General features: G+C 66.9%; 8 protein-coding genes. 4 read left to right on the forward strand and 4 right to left on the reverse strand.

What is annotated here, in order from left to right; all coding sequences use genetic code 11:
* The first annotated feature begins 257 nt into the window (after nucleotides 1–257).
* Nucleotides 258–614, forward strand: a complete 357-nt coding sequence (locus ABZ855_RS46360) for a DUF805 domain-containing protein (RefSeq protein ID WP_360819455.1) — start codon at nucleotides 258–260, stop codon at nucleotides 612–614.
* A 105-nt stretch (nucleotides 615–719) separates the two neighbouring features.
* Here the strand turns inward: ABZ855_RS46360 and ABZ855_RS46365 are convergent, their stop codons facing one another.
* Together ABZ855_RS46365 and ABZ855_RS46370 are read right to left on the reverse strand one after the other, a co-directional pair.
* Nucleotides 720–968 (reverse strand): DUF397 domain-containing protein, encoded by a 249-nt coding sequence (locus ABZ855_RS46365; RefSeq protein ID WP_360819458.1) that lies wholly within the window; start codon nucleotides 966–968, stop codon nucleotides 720–722.
* Entirely contained in the window at nucleotides 965–1,801 is an 837-nt protein-coding gene (locus tag ABZ855_RS46370; RefSeq protein ID WP_360819461.1) for a helix-turn-helix transcriptional regulator, read from the reverse strand. The genes ABZ855_RS46365 and ABZ855_RS46370 overlap by 4 nt, the downstream gene beginning before the upstream one ends.
* Before the next feature lie 113 nt (nucleotides 1,802–1,914).
* Here ABZ855_RS46370 and ABZ855_RS46375 point away from each other — a divergent pair, with 113 nt between their 5' ends.
* Entirely contained in the window at nucleotides 1,915–2,370 is a 456-nt protein-coding gene (locus ABZ855_RS46375) for an ATP-binding protein (RefSeq protein WP_360819464.1), read from the forward strand.
* Here ABZ855_RS46375 and ABZ855_RS46380 read toward each other — a convergent pair.
* Complete coding sequence (locus tag ABZ855_RS46380) at nucleotides 2,342–2,959, reverse strand: hypothetical protein (protein ID WP_360819466.1); 618 nt, start codon at nucleotides 2,957–2,959, stop codon at nucleotides 2,342–2,344. The genes ABZ855_RS46375 and ABZ855_RS46380 overlap by 29 nt on opposite strands.
* Before the next feature lie 135 nt (nucleotides 2,960–3,094).
* On the opposite strand from ABZ855_RS46380, the gene ABZ855_RS46385 reads away from it, so the two are divergent.
* Both ABZ855_RS46385 and ABZ855_RS46390 read left to right on the forward strand, forming a co-directional pair.
* The gene (locus ABZ855_RS46385; protein ID WP_360819468.1) at nucleotides 3,095–5,050 is read left to right on the forward strand and encodes a hypothetical protein; all 1,956 of its coding nucleotides are present in this window, start codon (nucleotides 3,095–3,097) and stop codon (nucleotides 5,048–5,050) included.
* A 66-nt stretch (nucleotides 5,051–5,116) separates the two neighbouring features.
* Complete coding sequence (locus ABZ855_RS46390) at nucleotides 5,117–6,556, forward strand: protein kinase (RefSeq protein WP_360819471.1); 1,440 nt, start codon at nucleotides 5,117–5,119, stop codon at nucleotides 6,554–6,556.
* A 43-nt stretch (nucleotides 6,557–6,599) separates the two neighbouring features.
* Here ABZ855_RS46390 and argS read toward each other — a convergent pair whose 3' ends face one another.
* Nucleotides 6,600–8,384 (reverse strand): arginine--tRNA ligase, encoded by a 1,785-nt coding sequence (argS, locus tag ABZ855_RS46395; RefSeq protein WP_360819474.1) that lies wholly within the window; start codon nucleotides 8,382–8,384, stop codon nucleotides 6,600–6,602.
* Nucleotides 8,385–8,533: the final 149 nt, after the last annotated feature.

The following is an 8,533-nucleotide window of genomic DNA, read 5'->3' on the forward strand; positions in this document are numbered from 1 at the left end:
TGGTTCAGCGGCGGGAGGGTGTAGGCGCCGTGAAGGGTCGATGGCTGTGCGGTGGTTGCGCCCCCACCATCGATGATCTTGCGTGGATCTGTCCTGAAATCGATGCCCACGGGCGGGCGTTGAATCCGGGTCGTGAGCGGATTACTGCCCCTGACCTGCAACGGCTAACCCCATTGACGAGTTCCCGCCAGTCTCCATAGCTTCTCCCTCTGGCCTGATCCGCTCGGTTGGCCCATATCGTTCCCTGGGGGGAAGCAATGAACTACTTCATCGAGGCGCTCAAGAAGTACGCGGTGTTCAGCGGGCGTGCGCGTCGCAAGGAGTACTGGATGTTCGCGCTGTTCGTGGGCATCATCTTCGCCGTGCTGCTCGGCATCGGCTTCGCGGCCCACGCGCTGTGGATCGTGTCCGTGGCCTACCTGGCGATCCTGCTGCCCGCTCTGGGCGTCACCGTCCGGCGACTGCACGACACGGGTCGCAGCGGATGGTGGATCTTCTTCGGGATCATCCCGCTCGTCGGCCCGATCACCCTGCTGGTCTTCTACTGCCTCGACGGCGACCAGGGCGAGAACAAGTACGGCCCCAACCCGAAGTTCGCCCCCGCGCAGATCTGACGCCCGCAGCGAGGGCATCGTCCCCGTGCCCTGCGTTTTGGCCGCCTGGTTCCTTCCGGGCGGCCTTCGCGTTTCTGAAGGCAGGGTCTCCGGGGGCGGTGATGATCAGCGGGCCGTGTACGCCGTGAACGCCGACCAGGCCTGGTGGGTGGTGGTGAAGGTGGGGCCGGTTTCGGGGTCGGGGTTCTTGGAATCGCGGACGTGGATGGTGTGGGGGCAGGTGGCGACCTCGACGCACGCGCCGCCCTCGGCGGCGCTGGAGCTGGACTTCCGCCAGGTGTAGGCAACTTCGAGGCACTGGCCGCCCCCGCTGCCGCTGTAGCTCGACGCGAACCACTCGAGTGGAGTGCTCATCGACCCTCCAGTAGACGATCCAGCAAGCCGAGAGAGTCTTCGGGAGATAGGGCCTGCGCCCGCAGCATCGCATGCTTGCGTTGGAGGATGGATACCCAGTTCGGGTCTGCGACCCACTCGCTTCCCCGGTGCGATTCGAGATAGGCCAGATGCTGGTGATCGGGCGTCTCCATGAGGGCGAAGGGGCCGCCGACTCCAGCGTGCGTAATGCGGTCCAAGGGGAGGAACTGCATGGAGATTCTCGGTAGTTCGATGCACTTGCGCAGGTGATGCAGCTGCTCTCGGTGCACAGCGGCGCCACCCACGGGAAAGTGGAGTGCGGGCTCCCAGACGACGAAGCTCATCGTTGGCGGATCCCTGCGCTGCACGATCTGGTGGCGCTCCATGCGGATGGCCGTCTTGGTTGCGACCTCGTCTTCGTCGAACGCCGGTACGCGACCACGGAAGACGGCGAGGGCGTATGGCTCGGTCTGGAGGATTCCGGGCAGCAGCGCGTTGTCGTACCAGGACAGGGAGATGGCCTCGCGCTCGTGGGCCACATACTGATCCGCGAACAGGGGGAACTGGTCGATCTCCGGGAGCGCGTCGACCCCGGCGACCAACGCGCCCTTCATATCGAGGAGTTGGTCGATCTCCTCCGCCAGGTCCCGCATCAGGGCGCGGCGGCCTTGTTCGATCGACGCGATCGTCTCCTCGTCGATCAAGAGTGCCTCAGCGAGCGCGCGCTGCGTGTAGCCCGCTGTATTGCGGGCCGCCTGCAACTGCTTCCCCAGCATCCTCATCGCCGAGTAGTTCTTCTTCCGCGAGGTCCGCGAACGGTTTTCGTGACTCATGCCCCTCCAACTCCCCACGCCTGCCCGGCCCCGACCCTGGACGAACCCGTACAAAAAATCTGTACGGGTTCACGGGGTGATCCACGCTAGTCACTCTCCGCGACTCTCGTACCGTGAACGAGACGATCCAACCCGACCCCCTGCGCAGGAAGTTCTTCCGGCGCGAGCGCCGTTCCGTACCCGCCGCCAGGAAGTTCGCGTACGACTTCCTCGTCGACTGGGGCTTCGCCGGTAGCGAGCGGGGTGATGACGTGTTGCTGTGCGTGAGTGAGCTGGCGACCAACGCACTCGTGCACGGCGTACCGCCCGGACGGCAGTTCCTTTTGTTCCTGCGGTACGACGGGCAGGTGCTGCGGGTCGCCGTGCACGACAGTGGGCCGGGGGAGCCGTTCGTCGCCGAGCACGTGGGCGAGGAGGCCGGCGAGGGTGGGCGAGGGTTGTTTCTCGTCGCCGCGCTCAGTGACAAGTGGGGGGTTGGGGCGCGCGAGTTGGGCAAGGTGGTGTGGTGCGACTGGGATCTGCCGATCGACGCGGAGGCGTTCAGCCGGTCACCGTCACGATCACGATGACCGTGGCGACGATCGTGTCCAGGACGAGGCAGAACTCGGCGAGTGAGCGGGTCACCACCTTGTCGATGCGGTAGTGGTAGGCGTCCCATGCCGCGTGAGCCAGCAGGCCGCCGGCCACGAGGTACGCGCCCACGGTGTGTGTCACGCCCAGGGCTGTGGCTGCGGCGGCGCCGAACGCGGCCATCGCGGTCAGGTGGTACGGCCAGCCGCCGTGCGGGGGTGGGGTGTTGGGGGTTCCGCGGCTTTGCAGCAGCAGGCCGTAGGCCAGGAAGGGGACGGCCAGGGCGAGGATGACCCAGGTCGGGTCCACTTCTCCTCCGCCCAGTAACTCTGTGGCGAAGATGACGGCGACTGTGCCGAAGAACAGTGGCCATACGGAGGACGGTTTCCGGAGCGCCGCGGCCCCGAAGTAGATGAGCGCGGAGGCTGCCAGGGCGGGGGCCGCGTCGACGCCCTCGGACAGGTCGAGGCCTATGAGCGCGGCTGCCGCCACGCCGGCCAGTACGGGCCAGTGGTGTGTGATGCCCGGGCGAGGGGCGGACCCGGCGGTGACTGTGGTCTCCGGGTGATTCTCTGTAGGGCTCGTCATGCCTTGAACGTACATACCCCTTGGGGGTATGTAAATGCGGAGGTGCTGTAGAGGGCGCAGTCGGTTTACGAGCGGGCTGTCGGTCCGTATGGGTACCTTTGGCTCGGTAGTGCCGATTTGGTGCGAGGGGGACGAATGGTCGACGGAGTCGTCGAGCGGCCGGTACTCGCCGACCTGCACTTCGGGCGGGAGGACGCCGAACGGGACGTGACCGAAGGGCTGTTGCTGCGCGGCGGTTTCCTGCCCAACGCCGCCTACCGTGCCTCGGTGGCCGGTCGGAAGATGCTCATCATCGGGCGCAAGGGGTCCGGCAAGAGCGCTGTCTGTATGCAGTTGATGGCGGACGCGGGGGTCGATGGCGGGTACGGCGGAGGGAAGGCGCTCGTCACTCCGGACGAGGCCGCGGGGGAGGAGATCCGGCGGTTCGAGTTGCAGGGGCTGCCCGGGGATTCCGCCAAAGCGTTGATCTGGCGGTACTTGTTCGCCGTACATGCCGCTCGGCACCTGGTGACGCATGCCGGAAGCGGTGCGCATGGCCGCAAGGTGCCCGAGTCGGTGAAGGCACTACGTCGTTTCCTCAAACAGAGTGGGGAGTTGACGGACGGAGAGCGGCTCGGTGAACGGTTGGCCCAGTGGACTCGGGGCTTGCAGACCTCTTTGTCCCTTGAGGCGTTCGGGGTCAAGGCGAGTGTCGACGCGACGCATGCGCCTTCCGAAGGAGCGCACGCGATACGCCAGTTGGAAGTGGTCGAGCAGGGAGTCGTCCGTGCCTTCAGTGAGCTGGGATGCGCCCACGCGGGTGGCGGGAGTCATGGACACCAGCCCCTGCTGCTCATGGTCGACCAGTTGGAGCTCGTGTGGTCGGCCGAACCCGACAGCAACTCCATGGTCATCGGGCTGCTGCTGGCAGCCAAACATGCGGCGAAGCTCTACGGGCCGGCGGTTCGCTTCCTGTTGTTTCTGCGCGCCGACATCTATGACTCCCTGTCCTTCGGCGAGGGGGACAAGTTCCACGGCGACGAGTTGCGGATCGCCTGGACCGAGCAGGCGTTGCGGGATCTCGCACTGGCCAGGGCCCGGGCATCCGCCGGGGCGGAGCTGACCGAGGACGAGTTGTGGCAGGGGATCTTCCCGGCGCGCGTGGGCGATGAGGACATCGGGGCTTACCTGTTCAGCCGGTGTCTGCCCCGGCCCCGGGACGCCATCCAGTTCCTCAACCTCTGCCAGGAGACCGCCTGGCTGATCCACGGGCGGGAGCGGATCACCGAGGCGGACGTGGTGCAGGCGGGCCGGCAGTTCTCCGCGTGGAAGCTCAAGGATCTCTCGCTGGAGTATCTCGTCGCGCACCCCTTTCTGAAACATCTCTTCCCGCTCTTCCAGAACACGGGGTACGTGGTTACGCGGAGCGCCCTCCGCAGCCGTTTCGCCGCGGTCGTGGAGACGCTCCACGGGCTGTTCCCGGCCTATGCGGAGGCGCTGACCCTGGAAGGAGTCGTCGACATCCTGTACGGGGTGGGATTCCTCGGGGTGCGCCGGGGAAACAAGGTCGTGTTCGCCGGGGGCGACGACCTACCGGTACAACCGCACGAGACGGAGTTCCACGTCCACCGGTGTTTCCGGGTGGCGCTCGGGGTGACCTGTGCCCTCGGCATCCGCCGATACGAGCCGCAGGGGGTCGGATCGCGGGTCGTGTCCGGCAACTTCAGCCCTCAGGTTTCGGGGGCTACCGTCATCAGCCGCGACTACCGGCTGTTGCGCGAACTGCGCCGGTCCTGCCACTCCATCATCGCGCAGGTAGGACGGGCGGTGACACTGGCGACGGAGGCGCGCGACGAGATCACGCAGCAGATCAACCGCGTACTGGACGACGTCAATCGCAGCCTTGAGGGTGCAGCAGCCGTCGACGCGGACGATCATCTCCTCTCCACCGCCCAATACTTCACCACCCTGTCCGCCCAGCTTCTCGTCAGCGGACTCGATGACAGAGGGGGTGCGGGTGGCGTGGGGCACCGGATCGAGGAGGAAGCCCGGCGACTGCGTCGTATCGCGGGAGGCTCGTTCGGAAGCTCGGGTGACTCGGCGGGTGCCTGAGTCACTCGGGGTGAGTGACTGCCGGTCGTCCGGACAGGACTCGGGCGATGCTCTGGGAGGGCATGGGTGAAAGGCGTACTGCTCGCCGGGCGGTTCCGGATCACAGAGCGGCTCGGCGCGGGAGGCATGGGGGAGGTCTGGTCCGCGCAAGACGAACGGATGAGGCGTGACGTGGCGGTCAAGCTCGTCCACGCCCTGCCCTCGGGAGGCGACGAGGCGCAGACGCGGGCCCGGTTCGAACGGGAAGTGGTGCTGGCGGCGCGGCTGTCCCAGCAGAACATCGTCACCGTGCACGACTGGGGCGAGGTGGAGGACGGCGGGCGCCGGGTGCTCTACCTCGTGATGGAACTCGTGCGCGGCGTCCCGCTGAGTACGCGGCTCAAGAAGTCGACCCCGCCCTGGCCACAGGCGGTCGGGTGGGCAGCCCAGATCGCCCAGGCGTTGGACGCGGCGCACCGCAAGGGCGTCGTTCACCGGGACATCAAGCCCGCGAACGTGCTGCTCACAGACGCAGGGACGGTGAAGGTCCTCGACTTCGGGGTCGCGAAGTTCATGGGCGACACCCTTGGCGCCCGTGAACTCACCGTCACCGGCACCCCGCTCGGTTCCCCGATGTACATGTCCCCTGAACAGGCCGAGGGGGTGCGGGAGATCGACCACCGCAGTGATCTCTATTCCCTGGGCTGTCTCCTCTACCACGCTGTGGCGGGGCGACCACCCTTCACCGGCACCCCACTCGTCGTACTGAACCTGCAGATGCGCGGCGAGCCGGTGGCGCCGGCGAACCTTGTCGAAGGTCTGCCCGGCGCGCTGGACGAACTCGTGATGTGCCTGCTCGCCAAGCGGCCCTCGGAGCGCCTTCAGGACGCCGACGAGGTTCACAAGGCATTGAGCATGCTGCTGTTCGACCACGCGCTCACGCTGCCAGGGGACGAACTGCTGGACGTCGTAGGGCTCGGGTACGGCAACTCCAGCGCAGGGCGTGTGCTCATGAAGGCGTGGGAAGCCACGCGCGCGGAAGCCGATCAGATCCTGCGCCGGGCGCTCAGGGAGGCCGAGCACATGAGACAGGAGGCCGCCCAGATCCTTGCCGAGGCCCAGGAAGCCATTGCCAGGGCGCAGGGAGGGGCAACCCTGGGACGTTGTAAGCCCACCCTCGATCTCAGGAACTTCGGCTACGACTCCGTGGCGGTGGACCAGTGTGTGTCAGAACTCGCGGCCGAACTAGATGGTGCCCTGGCCCGTGTGGCTGAACTGGAAAAGGACATCAGGCAGTTGTACCTGGCCTCGGCGTCGCGTCGGATCGCCGACACATACGCGATTATCGAGCAGCGCGGGTTCAACCCTGTCCGCCTGCCCCGCTTCCAGTTCCGGGTCGTGCGGCCGGGCTACGACCGCAAGCAGGTGGACGCGTTCGTCAGCGCGTGTCTGGTCGACCGGGACCGCGCGCTGGCCCGGATCACCGCGCTGAAAGAACTGCGCGACGGCCCGCCCGAAGTGAGGTGAGGGGGCCGACCATGTGGTCGGCTCCCTCCTGCGTATCGCTCGGTCAGAGGCGTTCAGGTGTCCTGATGCCGAGTAGGGCCATTCCCTGGTGGAGGGTCTTTGCCGTTACGTCGGACAGGAACAGGCGGTTCTCGGCGATGTCCTTCGGCGGGGCCGGCTTGATCACCGGGCACTTGTCGTAGAACGTTGTGAACAGTGACGCCAGTTGGTAGAGGTACGCCGCCAGCTTGTGCGGGGCGTACTCCGTCGCCGCGTCCGTCACCGTTTCCGCGAACGCGTCCACGTGCAGGGCCAGCGCCCGCTCCGCTTCGTGCAGCTCGAGTTCCGGGTGCGGCTGCGGGCGTACCTCGCCGGCCTTGCGCAGGATCGACTGGATACGGGCGTACGCGTACTGGAGGTACACGCTCGTGTCGCCGTTCAGCGAGACCATCTGGTCCAGGTCGAACTTGTAGTCCCGGTTCGCCGACGTCGACAGGTCCGCGTACTTCACCGCGCCGATGCCCACCTGGGCGCCGCGCTCGGCGACTTCGGCTTCGGAGAGCTGGGCCTGCGTGTCCTTTTCGCGTACGACGGTCGTCGCGCGGTCCACCGCCTCGTCGAGGAGGTCCACCAGCTTCACCGTCTCGCCCTCACGCGTCTTGAACGGCTTGCCGTCCTTGCCGAGGACCGTGCCGAACGCCAGCTGGAACGCCTTGGTGTCCTCGTCGTTCAGCCAGCCCGCCCTGCGTGCCGTCTCGAAGACCATCTTGAAGTGGAGGGACTGACGGGCGTCGACCACGTAGATGAGGTTGTTCGCCTTCAGGTTGAAGACGCGGTCCCTGATCGCCGAGAGGTCGGTGGCCGCGTAGCCGTAGCCGCCGTCCGACTTGCGGATGATCAGCGGGACCGGGTTGCCGTCCGGGCCCTTGATGTCGTCGAAGAACACGCAGAGGGCGCCCTCCGAGTGGACCGCGACTCCCGACTCCTCCAGGAGGCGGCACGTCTCGTCCAGCATGTCGTTGTAGCCCGACTCGCCGACGATGTCCGCGTCCCGGATCTCCATGTCCAGCTTCTCGAAGACCGAGAAGAAGTAGATCTTCGACTCGTCCACGAACTTCTGCCAGATGGCGAGGGTCGCGGGGTCGCCGGCCTGGAGGTCGACGACCCGGAGGCGGGCACGGGTCTTGAACTCCTCGTCGGAGTCGAAGAGTTTGCGGGCCGTCTTGTAGAGGCGGTCCAGGTTCGACATCGCCTCCTCGCCGCTGTTCTCCGCAGCCGCGTCGTCCGACTTGTGGTCCAGCTCGTGCGGGTGCTCGTCCAGGTACTGGATGAGCATGCCGAACTGGGTGCCCCAGTCGCCGATGTGGTGCCTGCGGATCACGTTCTCGCCCGTGAACTCCAGGAGTTGGACCACCGCGTCGCCGATCACCGCGGAGCGGAGGTGGCCTACGTGCATCTCCTTCGCCACGTTCGGCTGGGCGTAGTCGATGACCGTCGTGCCCGGGTGGGGGGCGAGGGGGGCGCCGAGGCGGGCGTCGGGGTCCGCGGACCTTGCCGCGAGGTTCTCGATGATCGCCTTGTCGGTGAGCGTGATGTTCAGGAAGCCGGGGCCGGAGACCTCGATGTCCTTGATCAGGTCGGCGGCCGTCACGTTGGCGACGACCTGGGTCGCCAGGTCGCGCGGGTTGGCCTTGGTCTTCTTGGCGAGGGCGAGGATGCCGTTCGCCTGGAAGTCCGCACGGTCGCTGCGTCGCAGCAGCGGGTCCGCGTTTGCCTCCGGCAGGGTTGCCGAGAGGGCGTTCGCGAGGCGCTGGTGGACGGTGGCGGTGAGGGACTTGACCGGGGCCATGGAGTGGGTGCCGTTCTCCTGGGGGGTACGGGTGGACATCGGCGGACGACTCCTCGGCCTTGCCGTTCTCCTGCCGGTGCGTCTCCCGCGTCCGCTGATCCCCCGTAGCCAGCCACGTCTTCTTCGTTGCCCCGGCATCGAGCGCGGCC

Origin of the sequence: Streptomyces sp. NPDC047042 (assembly GCF_040644035.1) — a bacterium.
GTDB lineage: Bacteria > Actinomycetota > Actinomycetes > Streptomycetales > Streptomycetaceae > Streptomyces.